The organism is Alkalicoccus luteus (assembly GCF_012034335.1).
In the GTDB taxonomy this organism is placed as follows: Bacteria; Bacillota; Bacilli; order Bacillales; family Salisediminibacteriaceae; genus Alkalicoccus; species Alkalicoccus luteus_A.
Genome location: NZ_JAATHJ010000009.1, coordinates 86,098 through 103,694, shown reverse-complemented (window position 1 = coordinate 103,694; position 17,597 = coordinate 86,098). Strand labels below are relative to the sequence as shown.

The 17,597-nt window shown below is 50.1% G+C and carries 21 protein-coding genes; 7 read left to right on the top strand and 14 right to left on the bottom strand.

The window, feature by feature from the left end:
* Positions 1-64: 64 nt before the first annotated feature.
* Positions 65-361: a hypothetical protein gene (locus tag HCN83_RS08295; protein ID WP_168006225.1), complete on the top strand. Its 297-nt coding sequence runs from the start codon at positions 65-67 to the stop codon at positions 359-361.
* Between the two features lie 38 nt (positions 362-399).
* Here the strand turns inward: HCN83_RS08295 and HCN83_RS08290 are convergent, their stop codons facing one another.
* Positions 400-1,593 (bottom strand): MFS transporter, encoded by a 1,194-nt coding sequence (locus tag HCN83_RS08290; RefSeq protein WP_168006224.1) that lies wholly within the window; start codon positions 1,591-1,593, stop codon positions 400-402.
* A 490-nt stretch (positions 1,594-2,083) separates the two neighbouring features.
* On the opposite strand from HCN83_RS08290, the gene HCN83_RS08285 reads away from it, so the two are divergent.
* Positions 2,084-2,371, top strand: a complete 288-nt coding sequence (locus HCN83_RS08285) for a YggT family protein (protein ID WP_168006223.1) — start codon at positions 2,084-2,086, stop codon at positions 2,369-2,371.
* A 46-nt stretch (positions 2,372-2,417) separates the two neighbouring features.
* Here HCN83_RS08285 and HCN83_RS08280 read toward each other — a convergent pair whose 3' ends face one another.
* The gene (locus tag HCN83_RS08280) at positions 2,418-2,792 is read right to left on the bottom strand and encodes a DUF1801 domain-containing protein (RefSeq protein WP_168006222.1); all 375 of its coding nucleotides are present in this window, start codon (positions 2,790-2,792) and stop codon (positions 2,418-2,420) included.
* Positions 2,793-2,907: 115 nt separating this feature from the next.
* Here HCN83_RS08280 and HCN83_RS08275 point away from each other — a divergent pair, with 115 nt between their 5' ends.
* Positions 2,908-3,066 (top strand): hypothetical protein, encoded by a 159-nt coding sequence (locus HCN83_RS08275; protein WP_168006035.1) that lies wholly within the window; start codon positions 2,908-2,910, stop codon positions 3,064-3,066.
* A gap of 150 nt (positions 3,067-3,216) precedes the next feature.
* Positions 3,217-3,918, top strand: a complete 702-nt coding sequence (locus tag HCN83_RS08270; RefSeq protein WP_168006221.1) for an NlpC/P60 family protein — start codon at positions 3,217-3,219, stop codon at positions 3,916-3,918.
* A 98-nt stretch (positions 3,919-4,016) separates the two neighbouring features.
* On the opposite strand, the gene HCN83_RS08265 is transcribed toward HCN83_RS08270, so the two are convergent.
* From HCN83_RS08265 to HCN83_RS08255, 3 genes are all read right to left on the bottom strand, one after another.
* The gene (locus HCN83_RS08265) at positions 4,017-4,214 is read right to left on the bottom strand and encodes a hypothetical protein (protein ID WP_168006220.1); all 198 of its coding nucleotides are present in this window, start codon (positions 4,212-4,214) and stop codon (positions 4,017-4,019) included.
* The gene (locus tag HCN83_RS08260; protein ID WP_246238158.1) at positions 4,211-5,062 is read right to left on the bottom strand and encodes an STAS domain-containing protein; all 852 of its coding nucleotides are present in this window, start codon (positions 5,060-5,062) and stop codon (positions 4,211-4,213) included. The genes HCN83_RS08265 and HCN83_RS08260 overlap by 4 nt, the downstream gene beginning before the upstream one ends.
* A gap of 81 nt (positions 5,063-5,143) precedes the next feature.
* Entirely contained in the window at positions 5,144-5,689 is a 546-nt protein-coding gene (locus tag HCN83_RS08255) for a cysteine hydrolase family protein (protein ID WP_168006216.1), read from the bottom strand.
* A 178-nt stretch (positions 5,690-5,867) separates the two neighbouring features.
* On the opposite strand from HCN83_RS08255, the gene HCN83_RS08250 reads away from it, so the two are divergent.
* Together HCN83_RS08250 and HCN83_RS08245 are read left to right on the top strand one after the other, a co-directional pair.
* The gene (locus HCN83_RS08250) at positions 5,868-6,146 is read left to right on the top strand and encodes a DUF4190 domain-containing protein (protein WP_168006214.1); all 279 of its coding nucleotides are present in this window, start codon (positions 5,868-5,870) and stop codon (positions 6,144-6,146) included.
* A 78-nt stretch (positions 6,147-6,224) separates the two neighbouring features.
* Entirely contained in the window at positions 6,225-6,500 is a 276-nt protein-coding gene (locus HCN83_RS08245) for a hypothetical protein (protein ID WP_168006212.1), read from the top strand.
* Between the two features lie 43 nt (positions 6,501-6,543).
* Here HCN83_RS08245 and HCN83_RS08240 read toward each other — a convergent pair whose 3' ends face one another.
* From HCN83_RS08240 to HCN83_RS08225, 4 genes are all read right to left on the bottom strand, one after another.
* Positions 6,544-7,680: a glycerate kinase gene (locus tag HCN83_RS08240; protein WP_168006210.1), complete on the bottom strand. Its 1,137-nt coding sequence runs from the start codon at positions 7,678-7,680 to the stop codon at positions 6,544-6,546.
* A gap of 27 nt (positions 7,681-7,707) precedes the next feature.
* The gene (locus HCN83_RS08235) at positions 7,708-8,967 is read right to left on the bottom strand and encodes a GntP family permease (protein ID WP_168006208.1); all 1,260 of its coding nucleotides are present in this window, start codon (positions 8,965-8,967) and stop codon (positions 7,708-7,710) included.
* A gap of 181 nt (positions 8,968-9,148) precedes the next feature.
* A complete protein-coding gene (locus HCN83_RS08230; protein ID WP_168006206.1) occupies positions 9,149-10,180 on the bottom strand; it encodes a CdaR family transcriptional regulator in 1,032 nt (343 codons plus the stop codon).
* 2 nt (positions 10,181-10,182) lie between these two features.
* A complete protein-coding gene (locus tag HCN83_RS08225) occupies positions 10,183-10,380 on the bottom strand; it encodes a hypothetical protein (RefSeq protein ID WP_168006205.1) in 198 nt (65 codons plus the stop codon).
* A gap of 107 nt (positions 10,381-10,487) precedes the next feature.
* Between HCN83_RS08225 and HCN83_RS08220 the strand changes: the two genes are divergently transcribed.
* A complete protein-coding gene (locus HCN83_RS08220) occupies positions 10,488-10,700 on the top strand; it encodes a hypothetical protein (protein WP_168006204.1) in 213 nt (70 codons plus the stop codon).
* Between the two features lie 198 nt (positions 10,701-10,898).
* Here HCN83_RS08220 and modB read toward each other — a convergent pair whose 3' ends face one another.
* From modB to HCN83_RS08195, 5 genes are all read right to left on the bottom strand, one after another.
* Entirely contained in the window at positions 10,899-11,552 is a 654-nt protein-coding gene (modB, locus tag HCN83_RS08215; RefSeq protein WP_343033682.1) for a molybdate ABC transporter permease subunit, read from the bottom strand.
* Positions 11,549-12,289, bottom strand: a complete 741-nt coding sequence (gene modA, locus HCN83_RS08210) for a molybdate ABC transporter substrate-binding protein (RefSeq protein ID WP_168006202.1) — start codon at positions 12,287-12,289, stop codon at positions 11,549-11,551. Before modA ends, modB begins: the two co-directional genes overlap by 4 nt.
* Positions 12,290-12,386: 97 nt before the next feature.
* A complete protein-coding gene (locus HCN83_RS08205; protein WP_168006200.1) occupies positions 12,387-15,449 on the bottom strand; it encodes a YhgE/Pip domain-containing protein in 3,063 nt (1,020 codons plus the stop codon).
* Between the two features lie 672 nt (positions 15,450-16,121).
* Positions 16,122-16,784, bottom strand: coding sequence for an NAD(P)H:quinone oxidoreductase (gene wrbA, locus HCN83_RS08200; protein WP_168006198.1), 663 nt, complete (start codon positions 16,782-16,784; stop codon positions 16,122-16,124).
* A gap of 330 nt (positions 16,785-17,114) precedes the next feature.
* On the bottom strand, positions 17,115-17,570 hold the full coding sequence (locus HCN83_RS08195) for a MarR family winged helix-turn-helix transcriptional regulator (protein WP_168006196.1): 456 nt from the start codon (positions 17,568-17,570) through the stop codon (positions 17,115-17,117).
* Positions 17,571-17,597 lie beyond the last annotated feature (27 nt).

Sequence of the window (17,597 nt, the reverse complement as noted above, 5' to 3'; positions counted from 1 at the left end):
TTTTTTTGGAAAGCCTTGGGGAATGATAATAGTAGAACCTAATTCAATGAAATGAGGTGCTGCTATGTTTTTCCTGCGGAGCTTCCCACTATTTCTATCTGCTTTTCTGCTGTTTCTGCCGACAGCATTTTTCAGTTTTTTCTTTGCAAATCAGCTGGCTGTCATGCCGGACTGCAGGAATTATTTTGTGTTCACGCCAGATACCGCTGCCTGCAATGAGGTGTATGCAGTTGACGTCGTGATTTACTCGTTTACAACGTTTCCTCTAGCACTTGTTTCCATTGCAGCATTGGTCACAGGAGTTTATCTGGTTGCAGCATCCGCCTCTTATGCATACTCCCGGTTTGTAAGAACCGCGTAACTGTTTTAGACGGTGCCGCCCACCCAGGCGGCTTTTTTTTATGCGGAAGATTGTTTTGGTAGTCGGCAGCCACGCTGATCGGTATCTGTGTAGAGATAGGTAAAGAGGCATGCTGCTACTATGAACAGGAACATTAGTACAACTGGCAGCAGCACAGCTGCATGCATCGACCATAAATCAGCTAAAAGCCCAGCTACAGCAGTTAACGAAAGAACGGATATTGACTCAACCGCCTTCCACTTTGCACGGAAACGACCAGTCCATGCCGCATCGATGCGAGCTTGGTAAAAGGCGTGATAGCCGGAGCCTGCAGGAGCGGTGAAAAAACCAATGACGATAAATCCAGCCAGAGCAGCTGCGGGATCCACCGGAACGGCATACAGCAGATATCCTGCTGAAACACCCACCGCTCCGCCTAAAAACTGCTGCAGCGAAGTGAAGCGGACGCCCCAGATTCTATTACAGACGGCCCCTGCGAAAAGACCGATCCCTGCCGATCCGACGAGAACACCGTATTCTGCTTCACTTAACCCAATCATGCTAATTGAAAAAGCAGCTTCGAGAGAATCCGTTACTGTCTGCATCACGATAAACAGCGTATAAAACAGACTGATGATTACCGTAAATTTGAGCGCCTTGGCTTGTGAGAATGATTTAATTTCCGCAGCAGCGTATGGAACATTGCCTGGCGGCAGCTGGCACGTCAGCAGAAACGAAAGAATCATCATCAGACCATGCGCGAGAATCGCTCCCTCTGTCCACCCAGCTGCAGCAAAAATGCCGGCAGCTGCAGGACCAATAACGAAGGCTCCTGAATCAAAGACCGCGCGGATCGCATGATACCGCTGAAGCCTTGCCCCCGGTACATAGCGCACAACAGAAGAAGCCCCAACCGGATCATACGCAGCCTGAATACCACTTGATAAAAATACGAGCAGATAGACTACACACAGTGCTGTCCCTTGCATCATGCTGAAAAAGAGCAGGAATAAAGCAGCGCCCTGAAACACATCCATTTTGGCAAGCAGGCTGCGCGATGGCATCCTGTCGGCCAGAGCACCTGCCGGCAGACTCGCCGCCATGCCCGCAAGCGGCCGGACAATGTATAGCAGTGCGACGGCGAAGGCGGAGGAGGTCTCCATCAGTACATACAGATTAACGGCAATAAATGAGGTCCAGCTGCCGACCGCTGAAAGACTGGTTACGGTTAATAGCTTTGCTTGAACGGACATAAAAAGCCCTCCCTTCCATCACGGAAAAGAGGGCGGAAATACTCCGCGGTGCCACCTCATTTTTATTTCTCAGTCACCTGAAAAACCTTATCCGGTACGCCGGTGATTCACCGGTTATACCGTAGCCTGCTAACGGCGGCTGCCGGCGCACAATCATCCCTTTTAGAATCCTGTGCGCTGCTCCCGGAGTTGATTCAGCGGTCCTGTTTCCTTTCCTCTCAGCAGTTGGAAAGCTCTCTGTAAAAACGGGGGCCGCCTGTTGGTCCGTTCTCAGCATGTATCAAAAATCTTACGTCAACAGGAAGGAATTGTAAAGTGGTTTTTATGCTAAATACAACCAACTATTACGCAGTGCTCATCCCGAGACGAAAAAAGTTCACCAATATTTCGGACGCTGCGGAAGCATTTTACGCTCTGGTCTGATACCATAAAGGTGGGGAGAATCCTTCCTTTCGAGGAAGAAAGAATAACAGATGAGAGGATGAACACCATGGGAATAGGCCAGACTATCTTTCAACTTTTCCAATATGCATTTACTGCCTATTATATCGCTATTTTCTATTACGTTATCATGTCATGGGTGCCTGCACTCGGTGAAAATGCTGTTGGGGAATTCGTGCACAAGATCGTCAATCCGTACGTGGAAGTGTTCCGTAAAATCATACCACCGCTCGGCATGATCGATATCAGCGTCATTTTTGCGTTGATTGCGTTCCGGTTTATTCAAATGCTTGCCTTAAATGGGTTGGCAACCGTTCTCAGCACGCTGGGTATTTAACAAAAAATAAGCTGGTCTCCTTCCTGGAGGCCAGCTTATTGCATTATCAGCATCCGACATCTTCACCGCGTCTCGCTTTTGCGACAGCGGCTGCAATAAACTGAGGCAAACCTGTTTCATCCAATTGAATCGAACGCCCGATACGGATACAGCTTTTTCCAACAGAAAAATCCTGCAGTAGCTTTTTCTCTGGATCGACCTTCGCAATACAGCCTGCATAAACGCTGACATAAGCCTTCTGCACGCTAACATGAAACAACCGGGTCATTCCGATTCTATACATCAGCATCCCGTGCTCCATCTCTTCTTTCACTGCTTTATGAGCGAGCAATTTCTCTCTCACTGCGAGCAGCTGGTCCCGCCTCCAGTCAGCAGGCAGCTTGTCGACATATTCTTCCGGGCTTTCTGCTTCCAATCTCATGTCGGGAGGCCCCCTTTTCGTATGTGCTCTTATTCTATCATAGACGTAAGCGCATCCCCCAATATTATCCATTGTCTCTCACAATTTTACGCTGTTATTTCAGCAAAAGAGGAGTATGATCATAAAAAAGGAGATGGTGATGATGGCTTCGGTTCATGTGATGGTGTTGATCAGACAGGCAATGATAGCTCTGGCAGGCGCAGCCGGACTAAGCATTTTATTTTTCCAGGGGATCGAATTTATTAAAGCGCTCGCTTCTGTCTTTCATCATTAACAGCTGTTAACGGCCGACCGGATAACATCCGGTCGGCTTTTTACTGCTAGTCTATTCGACTTATTTTTCCAGAGAAGCTGTACGAGCTGCGGTTCTCTGACGATAAGAAGGAAAAGACCGTTTTTGCAGCGGGAGAAAGGACGTACGAGCATGACGATTATATCCTCCGGCGGGCCGATGACACCGCCACAAACAACGATTCGTTCCACTTCCTACGGTGATCGCAGTGATTTTGTAAAGGAACTGCAGCAGCTGCTTGCAGATAAAGGCTATAACAAGCGTTCCAACGTGGACGGTATTTTTGGTCCGATTACGAAACGAGCCGTGCAGAAGTACCAGCAGTCTGCAGGTATCTCGCATGCAAACGGCAATTTTTTCGGTACGGCAGGACCTAAAACGCTTGGCTCCCTCGGATTGTTTCAAGCTGGATCTGCTTCTAAAACGGAGACATCTGCCCCTCAAACAGAGACCGCTTCTGTACGAGAAAGCTCTGATAGCAGTTTTGCTGACCGTGTGATTGCCTCTGGCAAGGAGCATATGGGGACCCGTTACGTTTGGGGAGGCGACACCCCTTCTGGATTTGACTGCAGCGGATTTATTCAATATGCGTTTAAAGAAAACGGGAAAAACCTGCCGCGAACGGTCGCCCAGATGTGGGATGCCGGAACGCGTGTCGATCAGCCTCAAAAAGGAGATCTTGTCTTTTTTGAGACGCGTACCGGGCCCTCTCACGCCGGTATATACCTTGGCAACAATAAATTCCTTCACTCCGGCTCCTCGACCGGCGTAACCGTCACAAATATGGACAACAGCTACTGGAAACAGCGTTACCTTGGTGCAAAAAGCATGTAATGAATTCGTGAAGAAGCCGGTGATCATGGGATCACCGGCTTCTTCATGTTTAAATAGCGTTTATCCTACAGCGGGCTGTTAATGATGTTAAGTTGCACTTAGAGGGTTATCAACGTTGCTTTCAGGCAACTGAATGCTCCTATGCTGAAAAAGACGGGAAAGACCGCCAGCTGCCAATCGACCTCTCCGCCGCGGAACAATACGTGAACCCAGCTGTCCAGTCCTGCCAGAACTGCAATTGGAACGGATGCGGCCATGAGTGCGCACCAGCTCTTATATTTTGTAGAATTCTTCACGCTTCGTTCGCCTCTTTTGAAATATATAAGCCTGCCATTTTTAGCGCAGCTTCTAAATTCGGAGCTGCTTTCGTGTCTTTAAGCATATCATTATCACGCTGATGCATCGCTGTCTGCGGGCTGATACCAGTCAACACGGTACCCGCTCCCATCAGATTTACCGCCTGAATTAAACGGATCAGTACATCAGGGAACTGCTCGTTGATCGTCACCAGTCCTGACAAATCGAGAATGACGTAATCAAGCTGGCGTTCCGCTGTTTCCTTCAGCATTTCCTCCATCAGTGTTTCAGCCCTCTTCTCATCGATGACGCCTTGAACAGGCAGAATCGCGACACCATCTGTGATCGGAATTACCGGCAGATTTAAATAAGACAAGTTTACTTTCGTTTCGTCAAGCTCAATGATATGAGATAACAGCTCTGCCATTGCTTTTAGGTAGGAGATATCTTTATTGGAGAAGCGCTTTTCCTGTTTGTCCAGCGCGCATAGTGTGCCAAATACCTCACCGGTGCGGTTGCAAAGCGGAACACCGATAAATCCTTTTGCTCCCAGCTCCTCCGTAATATGCATTTCTTTCGTCGAATCATGTCCCCGCAGATCATCCGCCTGAAAGTCCCCGGTTTCACTCGATAGCACATGAGAGCAGTATGCTTCCTGATACGGCACATTAAAGCCTTCTGGAACGATTACGTCGTACCGATTATACACGCTGAATACGTGCATCTGGCTGCCGTTCTTTTTTACGATATAGACAGAGTTCATGTCCAGCTCCTGCGCAATCAGCTTGAACACACGCTGCGATACAACATGAAGAGATGAAAACTCTCCCTGCGTCAAATTGTTCATTACGGTCACGCTGATCCCTCATCTCTTACTAGTCTTTCCCCATTATAGGTTCTTTATGAAGGGAAAGGCAAACCATTCCATCTAGAAGACGTTTGTCAACAGCTCCTCCGTTGTTATTACACGTGCGAATTCATGATGAAGAGTCGCCAGTGATACTGTGTGGACGGTGTGCGGGTCATACAAAGTACCATCCGCACCTCGAAGTTCAAACGCAGCAGTTGCATCTGACACAACGTACGTATGAAAGCCCAGGTTTCCGCTCATTCTGGCCGTTGTCGATATACAGTGCTGGGTAGTCAATCCGGCAATCACGACGGTGCCGATGCCATTCGCCCGCAGCCACCGCTCCAGATCCGTTCCGATAAAGGCGCTGTTGACCGTTTTTTGAAAGACGGTTTCATTTTCCTGCGGCTCCAGACCTTCCTGAACCGTTACACCTTCCCCATGTACGTAAAACAAAGAGTCCGGACTTTCAGACGTATGATGGACATGAATAACGGGTCGTGCCATATCTCTCCATACGGCTAGCAGCGTCCGCATGTTATCTTCTGCGTGATGATTGTTCCGCTTCCCCCATGACTCATCGTGGAACGCACACTGAGCGTCAACTAACATAAGTGCCTGCATAATGTTTCCTCCTCTATCTTCTCTCTTAATAGCTTTCGAGCTTTTAACCGTCTTTTCCTCTTTTCTGTCTGTTTCACTCCTGACGCCTGGGGGAATAAGATCGGTATAGAGAAGCAGCAGCTGACACAGAAGAGAGTGAATGTCACAGCTGTTCAAGGAGAAACGGGGAGGCTTTTTCATGGGTATTGACCAGCAGCAGACAAACAGCCGCGCACTGATGGCACTGATTTTTGGTATCTTATCAATTGTTTTGTTTCTGCTTCCGATCGGTGGTATTATTTTCGCGCTTCTGGGAATCGTGCTTGGCATTATCGGCAGACGCGAAGCAAGAGCTAACATGGAAAAAGGCAGCGGCTACGCGCTTGCCGGGATCATTTGCGGAATCGTTGGTCTGATTATTCCAGTCTTAATGGGCGTTCTCGCACTATTGTTTTTTAGCGGCCAGCTGCCGGTCTGACAGAAGCAGATTCATTTATCGGCAACGACGTCTCATGTATAATAAGGGAAACGTCCCGGTTGAAAGAGGAGGTCTCACATGAATACAATCGAACTTCGTAATTCGATGAACAGCAAAGCTCTGATGTCGATTTATCTCGGTGTCTTCTCCCTGCTGATGTTTTTTATGCCGGTCGTCGCACTGACACTTGGGACATTGTCTATTTTTCTAGGATTATCCGGACGAAAAGAAGCTCGTGACCTTACACAGAAAGGAGCCGGCACGGCCGTGGCAGGTGCTGTATGCGGTGCTTCTGCGATCGTATTAACGGTTATGCTGCTCGGTGCCGTCATGTCAAGCTCCATTACCTATTAAGAACGAAAAGCTCCGCTGCGTGTATGTGCAGCGGAGCTTTTTTTCAGCAAAATTTCATCAGTCGGGCGACGTTTTCAGCTGTGCGGGCAACATTTTCTGCAGCTGTTTTCTGAAGATCTTGAAGCCGGCCCGGTCTGTCTACCGTGCTGAACACTGCATCGATGCCTCCATCAAACACCGTTTCATAACCAGGTTCGATACACCCGCAAAGCGCAATGACCGGCACATCGTTTCGCAGTTCTTTTGCGAGCTTCGCCACGTGGATCGGCGTTTTACCGTAAACAGTCTGATGGTTGATGCCGCCTTCTCCGGTAATAACGAGATCGGCTTCCTTGAGACTTTCAGCAAGGTTCGTCACGTCTGAGACGATGACAGCTCCTTTTTCGAGGTCTGACGGTAAAAATCCGAGAAACGCTGCCCCTAGTCCTCCGGCTGCTCCGGCTCCAGCAGGTCGATCGAGATCCATCTTAAGCGTATCCTCTGCCACTTCGGCAAACTGCTTCAACGCTCGGTCAAGCAAAGCCACTTCTTCTTCGCCGGCTCCTTTTTGAGGCCCGTAAACAGCGGATGCCCCATTTGGTCCTGTCAGCGGATTTTCCACGTCACAGGCGATCCGGAAGCGGCACTCTTTCAGCCTTACATCCATCCCTTCCAGTTCAATAGCTGCGAGTTTTGTCAGCGCTGCTCCGCCTTCCGGGAGCTCTTTCCCTTGTGTGTCGAGAAAGGAAACGCCGAGCGCACGAAGCATGCCAGTACCCGCGTCATTCGTCGCACTGCCTCCGATGCCGACGATAAATTCCCGAACGCCCTGATCAAGCGCGTCCAATATCAGCTCTCCGGTTCCGTAAGTGGAGGCACGGAGCACACTTTGGGGAACGCAGTCCGAGTAGTGGATACCGGACGCCTCCGCCATTTCCATGACGGCGGTTCCGCCGTCAGAGGAGACAGCGTATGTCGCTTCGGTCATGTTCCCGAACGGGTCGTGTACGGCTTTCGAATGCCAGCTGCCTCCAAGTGCGTCTACGAGAGCCGTGACCGTTCCTTCCCCTCCATCTGCCATCGGCTTCACCGTTACAGACGCTTCCGGCATGACGCGCAAAATACCTTCTTTGCATGCTTCGCCGGCCTCCATCGAACTCAATGATCCTTTATAGGAATCAGATGCTATTACGATATTCATACATTTGGCTCCTTCCGGTTTTACCGTTTAAAAGAGGGAGAAAACCCCGAATATTAATGTGGATACAGCTGCGAGCGTCAAGCCTACGAGAGACTCGTAAGGAATAAGCTTCAGCCGCTCCTGAATGGACATCAGCACGCTTCCAGCAGTCGCATGGAAGAAGCTTCCGTGCGGCATATGGTCAAGCACGGTGGCACCGGCATGCAGCATAGCAGCAGCGGCTAGTCCTGATACACCAAGCTCCAGCAAGGTTCCGCTGAACACTTCCGCAGCAACGACAGAGCCCGCGGTTGTCGACGCCGTGGCTCCGGACATGAAGATACCGGATACCGGCGCAAGCGCATAGCTGGGCAGACCGAGTGTTTCAATCCCTGAAATTAACACGTACTGGAGTCCGGAGTTGGAAATAATACCGGCAATAGCTCCTGTACCGAGAAGCAGTACTGCCACCGCGGACATTTTGCTGAGGCCGGTGACAATAAAGGAGTTAATTTCCCGCGCTTTCCCCATTGCAATCGCTCCGGCGAGACCGCCTGCCGGCAGGGCGAGCATTGGATCAATTTCAATCCCGGCGACCGGCCGCAGCACGAGCAGCAAAATGGCAACTGCCGGAGCGATAATGGCCAATCCGACCGGGGGCAGTACTTTATCTTCACCTTCTTGAATATCTTCAAATTGAACGAACGTTCCTTTTTGCTTCAATCGATTGGCAATCAAATAGGTAACGAGTACACCGAATACGGCTGGTATGATCCCCGCTGCCATGACAGACGTCAGCGGTACGTTAAAGGCCTCCGATACTGCAATCGTATTCGGGTTTGGCGACATGATGTTCCCTGCCTTACCGCCCCCGACCATGGCGAGGAGCACGGCTGTTTTCGACAGCTGCGCTTTATGTGCAATGACAAGTGCAATAGATGCTACTGTGATAACGGCGATGTCGACGAATACCCCGACAGCGGTGAGCGCCATCGTCGCTAAAATAAGTGCAAGCAGCGCCTTTTTTTCTCCAAGTTTATTGACAACTGCTTTTGCAATTGACGCTGCTGCGCCAGATTCGATCAGCATGCCGGCAAGAATACCGGCAGCAAGAATACGCAGAACAGCGGGGATAATTCCTTCAGCACCTGAAATCATCAAGTCAACGGTCTGTCCTAATCCTGCTCCCCCTGTCAGCCCGCCGACAAGTGCTCCGGCGACGAGGGCATAAACAGGCGGCACCTTTCTTAAAATCAGTACGATCGCAAGCACCAATCCGATGATGGCTCCCAATGCAGTAACTGGCATCGTGCTTCCACTCCTTCGTAATCAGTCTATGACTAATTGTAAGCGGTTGCGAAAACGCTGTCATTGGTCATCAGACTAAATATATGCGATTTATTGACGTATTATTTAGTCACATGTGTTATTTGTCTGCAATAGGTTATAACAAAACCTCCGCCTTCATACACCACGGAGGTTCACATTTTTATAACTCATGCCGGCTGCGAAGCATCGCTGCATACAGATACAGCAGTTCTTTCAGCTGTCTTGGATCACGTCCGCTGATGTCCCGGATGCGTCCCAGCCGGTACTGCAGCGTATTGCGGTGTATGTGCAGCACACGAGCTGTGTCCTGCAGGCGTCCATTTTGAAAGATGTACGCTTTAAGCGTTTCTGTCAGCTCATGATCAAGCGGCCACGGCGGCACGTTCATGTCTTGTCTGCCGCTTTGGTACAGCAATACTTCCAAATCCACGTCCCGGTACAATAAAAAACGTTCGTTCTGCTCAGGAAGAGAAGCGGCAGTCCAGGCGAGTTCCGCTGCTTTCGGCAGCTCATTCAAGCCCACCGGTGGTCCAGCAGCAGCCTGGCTGCTGGATACAGAGCGGAACCGGATAGTTATTTCCCGATCCGACTCGGCTCGTACGATTAGGAGAAGCCGGCCCTGCCGCAGGCAGAGCAGCTCATCCTCGTATAACATCGGCTGAACCGCCTGCTTCACTTGTTCCGGCTCCGGGTCAGCGAAGCAGACGACTGTCCGTTTGCCAACCAATTCAATATTAAGCTGCTTCAGTCGTTCCGCTGTCCGTCCTGCCGTCTGATCAGGATCAATCAGCTGCAGCGCTGTTTCTTCTCTCATCCGCTCGTCGACCTGCATTTCCCGCAGCAGTACCGCCTGCTCCATCATCATCTCCGCTGTCATCACGACGAGCCTGCCGAAGCTTCTGACATCGTCAGGAGGCCCGGTGATGCCGATGACAGCTGCGAGGGCCCCGTTTTGAAACGCCGGCAGATTAATGCCCTGCACAGCTCCTTCCCAAAGGCCTTCTTCCTCCTTGGTAATCTCTACAACTGTACCTTTCTCACGGACAACTCTCGCTGCCTCATGAATGGTCCCGATCCGCGATGCATTGCCGGAGCCGATAATTGTGCCGTCCGGGCGGATCACGTTAATGTTGTAAGGCAGAATTTCCATCGTCCGTGCCACGATCTGCTGTGCCGTTTCCGATGTAATCATCGCTAATCTCCCTTGTGGTTGTTTTCTTCCTCTGAAAAGTCGGTACCTTTGCGTTCAATCGGGTCAAAACCTTTAACATGATGTATGTAGCGACCGACGTTGGAGCGCTCGATGCCGCTCTTAACAGCAAGCTCAATCGTTTTATAGAGCAGCAGCAGGCCTCCCGCAGCCGCAGCGATGATCATCATGATATCTGTCATTGCTGTTACCCCCTCTCACAAAATCGGAATCATTCCGGAAGATACCTTTACCTTTTTGATCGGAATGCTTATCATAGAAGCAGAACCATCTTTTGAGAAATGGAGCGATGACTATGAAGCGGCTTTCCAGTCAGCCTGCAGGATATTTCGTTTATTTATCCGTATTATTCTTTACTGCACTTGTAGTGCTGGACCTGCTTATTTTCAATCAGCCGGTTAATATCGTGCAAAATATCGGTTTTTCCGTGATCGGTGCATGCTTGTTTATGATCATCAAGTTTTGGCACTTATTCCCCGGTACGAACAAGAAGCAGGATTAACTTGTCCCTGAAAGGAGGAGACGCTGATTGTCTACGTTTGTCTTAAGCGGCCCCCTTATTATCGCGGGCTTCATCGGTCTTATCATTCTTAGTATTTATCTTGTCCGGCGCCGACGCTAGCGTGCCTGAAGCTGGCTTGCTGCCGGCTTTTTTTTGGATGGAAAATGTCTATTTGTTCAGGCTTGAAGGCTGCCTGGCTTAAACACGCTTTTTCAGCACGACTGTCGTCATGAACAAAATAGCAATGGTTACTGCACTCAGAACGAGCACCATGAGATGAGCCTCCTGCATCCGGTTAGCCTGAACAGCGTCATAAACGGCGATCGATAGAGTCTGGGTTCTCCCTGGTATATTGCCTGCCACCATCAGCGTTGCTCCGAACTCTCCCATCGCCCTTGCAAAACCGAGCACGAGGCCGGCAAGCATACCGCGATAGGAGAGCGGCACCATAATATGGCGGAACAGCTGCCATCTGCCTGCCCCGTCAAGCATCGCTGCCTCGAGGCTGTTCCGGTTGACAGATTCAAACGCCTGCTGCATCGGGCGGACAATCAGCGGCAGCGCTGCAACAGCTGCGGCGGCAACCGCCGCATACCACGTAAACACAATCGGAGAACCGAACAACGCTTCAAACGTCCTGCCGATCCAGCTGTTGCGTCCCAAAAAGACAAGCAGATAATATCCGAGCACTGTCGGCGGCAGCACGAGCGGGAGTGTCACGATTAGCGAGGCCAATTCTGTCAGCTTTGATTGTCGAACGGCAAACCACCAGGCGAGCAGCACTCCGGCTGCAAACGCCAAAGCAGTTGCCGCAGCAGCAACTTGCAGGGATAGAAACAGCGGCCCGATCACGATTCACGCTCTCCCGCCAAAAATCCGTACTCAGCGAACACGTCCTGTACCTCATCCGAACGTAAATAATCGAGAAACTGCTCTGCTTCCTCCTGCTTCTGCGATTGCACCGGAATCGCAGCCGTCTGCACGATTGGCTCATGCAGCTCTGTATCCAATTCAACATAAAACAGTTCGCTTTCCTGCATCAGACTTAGCGCCGCAAAGCCTGCATCTACTTCTCCACTTTCCACGTACTGCAGAGATGTGCGCACATCGTTGGCATAAATCATCGATTCGCTGAGCACCTCCCATACGCTTTCGGTTTGAAGCACTTCATAAGCTGCTCTGCCGTAAGGGGCATGCTCCGGATTCGGCATGGCAATGCGCAGCTTATCTTCTGTTAAGTCGTCCAGTGACTCGAACGGTCCGCTTCCATCAGCGGAGAGAAGCGTCACAATTCCCTCAGCGATGCGTGTCCTATTTGTTACGTATCCTCCTTCTTCAAGCCGCTCTATGTACGATTCGTCACCTGCCAGAAACAGCTCAAAATCCGCCCCCTGCTCAATTTGCTGTGTCAATTGGCCTGTGGCACCAAAGCTGAACGTAACTGCGACGCCCGTTTCCGATTCATATACAGCACCCGCGTCTGACAGCACGTGGTAGAGCCCGGAGGCTGCTGCCACGTGAATTTCCTCTTGTGCTTCTCCGCAAGCAGCCAGCAGGGGAATCACTCCCCACAAAAACATTCGTTTCATAGCTTCACCTTCAGTTCTCGTCTTCTTCCGTTAGTTTACCGGAAAATACCTTCAGGGGAAACTGATTGCCGAATCCTTTCGTCGAGCTGCCTGCGAATCAGTCAATCATTCTGCTGGCTTTTGATTTGTCTGTCGTCGCCTGAATCCGCTTTGCGAGCTTTGGCTTCAGCAGCAACCCGACTCCAACTGTGAGAATTCCGCAGCCGGCCAAAATGATCAGGCTAAAACCGGCTGCAGACCAAACGATACCGCCGACAGCTTCACGCAGCAGATCAATGGCGTACGTAAACGGAAGAAACGGATGAATCGTCTGGAAAAAGGAAGGCGTCACTTCGATAGGAAATGTTCCTCCCCCTCCGGAAAGCTGCAGCACGAGCAGCACGATCGCAAGCGCCTTTCCGATATTTCCAAGCATAGACGCAAGCGTATATACCATCAGCATAAAGATAACGGCAATGAGAACAGAGAAAACGGTAAACCAAATGCTGTGTGCACTGTACATGCCCAGAATCGTCATATTTCCAATACTGACAACGAGACCTTGCAGCACAGCAGTGATCAGGAAAATGCCCATACGGCCAAGGTAAATATCCCTTTCCGAATATTCCGGTCGGCGGTCCGGCCCGTGCAAGTTTGTACTGACCAGATTGACGAGCAGCAGTGCCCCGACCCACAGGCTCAGCGCCGTATAAAAAGGAGCGTTCGCCGATCCATAGTTCGGAATCGGAAAGAGACTCTCTTCTTCCATCGATACCGGATTTGCAAGCAGCTCTGCCTGTTCATATAAATCGTTTCGAAGCGCATCGATCATTTCCTGCACGGTTTCATTTTCTTCTAAAGCACGAAGACGTTCAGCCGCTTCTGTCAGTCCATCCTCTGCTTCAGGAAAATCCTCCCTTGCCAATGCCGCAGCCTCCCCAATCGTTTCTTCAACTTTTGGCATATTCGTTTCCAAAAGGGAAGCGGCATGGGCATAGCCATCCTCTATTTCCGGCCAGTCTTCTTCGACAAACCGGATCATGCGATCGATCCGCTCTTCGACAACCGGCAGCTGCACCGATAAAAAGGAGGCAAACTCACTGACTGCCTGCTCAATTTCCGGATAGGCGTCGGCCGCCGTCTGCGTGGCCTGTCCCCAGCTTTCAGCTGCGGCAGGAAACTCCTCCTCGGCAGTGGTCAGTGCGGATCCTGCAGTTTCCACGACATCTTCAGCAGTGGATAATCCAATAACCGCCTGTTCCAGATAATCCTCCGCTTCCCGAAAGCGATCCTCCTGATCAAGCGCACCCCGTACATTCTCAAAGCCCGCAGCGATCTGTCCTGGTGCCTCTTCAGCTGCAAATCGTTCCGCTTCCTGAATTCGGTCCAGCTCCTCATTTGCGCGCTCTGCAGCGTCATCCCCCGCCTGTTGAACAGCTTGCAAGGAAGCTTTTGCTTCCTCTAACGGGCCGAAAGAAGCACCATCCGTTTCCTCCAGCCAGCGTATTGTATCTTCCAAAATCCGCTCGGTTTCTTCTGCTCGCTGCACAACCTCAGCGGCTGAACCACTCGATGCGACCTGCATAAAATCCGCCAATGCCTGTTCCGGAACTATCAGCAGCTGTTCTGCCTGCTTCTCCAGAACGTCGACCGCTTCCAGCACGGCTTGTTCCAGATCCTCTTCCTGGGGAAGGGAAGCTCTGCTCTCTTTAAAGGATTCAAGCGTTTGTTCTGCTTCGTCTGCGAGCGCCGTCAAAAATGGTTGCTCGTTTTCTTCCTCGGCCTCTCGCAGGCTGTCGGCCGTCTGCTGTATGACAGCTTCCAGCTCATCAAGCCGTTCGGTCAGGGCATTTCCGGATAGATCCGGTTCCAGCTCCGGGAGCGGAATAGAGACATTCTCTATATCTTGGATCAGGTTTTCTGCTTCTGCCCTTTTTTCTTCCGTCCATTCTCCAGCCGCCTGAACATCCTCGAGCAGTGCAATCGCTTCTTCCGCTAAAGCTGCAGCTTCTTCAGGAAGCACATCCAGCTCCAGAGCTTCAAGCGCTGCCAGCTGGTCATCGACATCAGCGGACGTTTCCAGCGCCTGTTCGAGCAGCGAACCGACGCCAGAAAGGATGGTCACTGAGCTTTGCTGTACAGACTCAGCCTGCTGTTCAAGCAGAGAAGCTCGTATCTCCAGCTCATGGAGCGTTTCCTCCGCAGCCGCGAGCTCCGCTTCCAACTCAGGGACCAACGCATTCCCGCTTTCGATCACGGTTTCCAATCCGCTTACGTTCTGAGAGGCGGCCTGCAGTTCTTCTTCTGCCTGCGGGAGCCTGCTGTCTATTCGCTCCATCGATTGAATTACGCGCTCCAGCTGCGGCAGCATAGCTTTAGCTTCTTCTGCAGTGTCGGCTGCCTCATAGAGACGGGGGAGCTGCTCTTCTAAGTAATAGAGCTGTGAGAACGCCTGCTCTACTTCCGGCCCTATGTTTTCAAGCTCAAGAAATGTACTGGCAACGTCCTCAACATTCTCCCAATCATCATCAATCGTGATCAGCACTTCTGCGAGTTCCCGCAGCTCCGGCAGTGCTTCTTCCATATCGTATACCGTATCAGCCATTACCCGCAGCGTAGGAAGCTCGTCCTCCAGCCTGAGTCCGAGTCTGTCGAACTCTTCCAATAGAGCAGCTGATGACGCTTCAACAAAGCTGTCATTAATCTGCTGCGTAATCGTTGTAGCACCTGTCTCCGTCATGGTAGGTGCAATTGCATTAATTTTCTCGTTGACTTCATAGCGGACGGCAGCATTCGTATCCCCCTCTTCAAACACCCGTACGGTCTCCTCTGAAAAGGTGGAATCTAAATAGACACTTGCATACACATCCCCCCGGCGCACTTGATCGTGTGCCTCCTGCCGGGACATAAACTGCCAGTCCAAATCGTCATTTTTCTGAAGCTCTTCGGTCAGCTCCCGCCCAATATGTATCGGTTCCCCTTCATACTCTGCCCCCTCGTCTTCGTTGACAACAGCGATGGAGACGTCACCTGTATTGGAGTACGGATCCCACGCTGCCCCCAGGTTGAACCAGGCGTAAAGCGCGGGTAGTACGGCAAGCCCAATTAGCAATATACCGACAAGCGGCACCCGCTTAATGTTTTTAAAATCCTGTATCATAATCTGCTTTGCATGCTTCATTGATATCCTCCTGCGTAAATGAATGATAGTTCATTATACGGGAGAAACCGGCCTGACGATTCACTTTTCACGTGACGAATTTGTGAACGTTGTCACATTGATTGTTTTATCAGACTATCAATAATGCCCAATAATTGCAGGTAAATTCTTATGTAACAACCTTGTAACGTGATTAAATGTTTTATGAAAATACCTTTTGGGAATAGTTTTCATACGAATATTCACGTAAAGGAGGTTTTTTCATGACTGTTGTGTACATATTAAGCGGACTAGGCTACTTAGGCACGCTCGTTTTTTTACTTAATCTCGACGGCTGATCCAGATAAGCTCAACTGCCGCATTCAATTAATGCGTCGGACAATACCTGCTTAGCAAAAGGCAAACGGAATACAACGTCGTCCAAAAGTAACTCTAGGGTGGTCAAAAGCAACTTAAGACTCCGTGAAAGCGATTTAAGCTACTTAACAGGCCGTTATAACGAATAAAGCTGCACAAACCTTTTCTCAAACGCTACTTTAAAACGTTCAATAGCAACAGTGCCTTTATCTGCACCCCAGCGTCTGATATCAGCAAGCGCTATCCCTCGTTGATAAAGTCATTCAGAATCGCGTTTCCAAAAAATACAACTAAAAAACCCTTCCGGAAGTTCCGGAAGGGTCCGTTATTGATAGATTAGCTGTTCATTCCGGCTTTTACCCAGCCAGCAACTTGTACAGTGCGCTTTGCCTGGTACTTGACGCCGTCTGCTACATCGTCTGCCATTTTACCGTCCTGGCCGACTGTAACACTGACGCCGTAAGGGTTTCCGCCGGATGCAAACTGAACCGGATCAGAGTACCCTGGAGAAGCGATGATTGCGCCCCAGTGGTGCATCGTCGTATAAAGGTTCAATAGCGTGGATTCCTGGCCCCCGTGAGGGTTTTGAGCGGACGTCATTGCACTGACAACCTTATTGACAAGCTTTCCCTGACCCCAGAGCGGACCAGTCGTATCGATGAACTGCTTCATTTGGGATGGTACATTACCGAAACGAGTCGGCGCGCTGAAAATAATCGCGTCAGCCCATTCGAGATCATCATTGGACGCTTCCGGAACGTGTTGAGTTTCGTCAACGTGCTGCTGCCAGCCTTCGTTCTGCTTAATAACTTCTTCCGGAGCAAGCTCCTTTACTTTCAGGAGCTTTACTTCTGCTCCAGCGCTCTCTGCGCCTTCTTTAGCCCACTGTGCAAGCTGGTAGTTCGTACCACCCATGCTGTAATATACAACTGCTACTTTTACGTTTTCCATGTGATCCATCTCCTTTGATTTTCCAAATAGTTTGTCCATCAATCCCATGCTCGTCATCCTTCCTTACGCCGAATGCGTCACTCTCTTGTTTTCCTCATGTGAGAAAAACAGGTTAAAAGATCCTTCGGCACTTACCATCACTGTCTCAGGGCGGCTTCAAGCTGCCCGCTTGCTTATGACTTAGTCATGTTGTCTACGAGTTTCATCTTACCACTAAATATATTCCGAATTCAAGATATTTCTCTAAAAAAATTTAAATAACTTTCTAAAAGATAGTGACAAAGGATTCTTGAGCAACATTATAAGTTATACCACTGGAACCAGATTGTTAAACCTGTATAAAAAATAGCAGCAGGACTATTTTGTCCCGCTGCCAATTCAGCTGTAGGATTCTGCACTGAAGCCGACTTTTTTCAACAGTGTAATCAGCTGTTCTTTTTCACCCTGTTCCAAGCTGCTGCAAATTCCGTCGATCGCTTCCCGGTGCTTTGGAAACACACGGTCCATCAACTCTCCGCCTGATTCAGTCAGAACTGCAAATGTGACACGGCGGTCTGCCGGACAAGGCTTTCGCTTTAAAAGCTTTTTTTGCTCCAGCTTATCTACGACGTAAGTGATACTGCTGCTGGCGATCAGCACTTTATCTCCAATTTTTTGAATCGGCTGCTCTCCTTTGTTATATAAAAGTTCAAGCACAGCAAATTCAGTCGTATTGAGACCGTGACGCTTAATGTCTTCTTCTACTCTCTTCTTTATAGACTGATTCGCCCTTGTAAGCACGACAAACAGCTTCAGTGACAGTTCTTCCTCGATTCGTTCATTCTGCTCCGTCATGGTGATCAGTCCTTTATCTCGAATTCG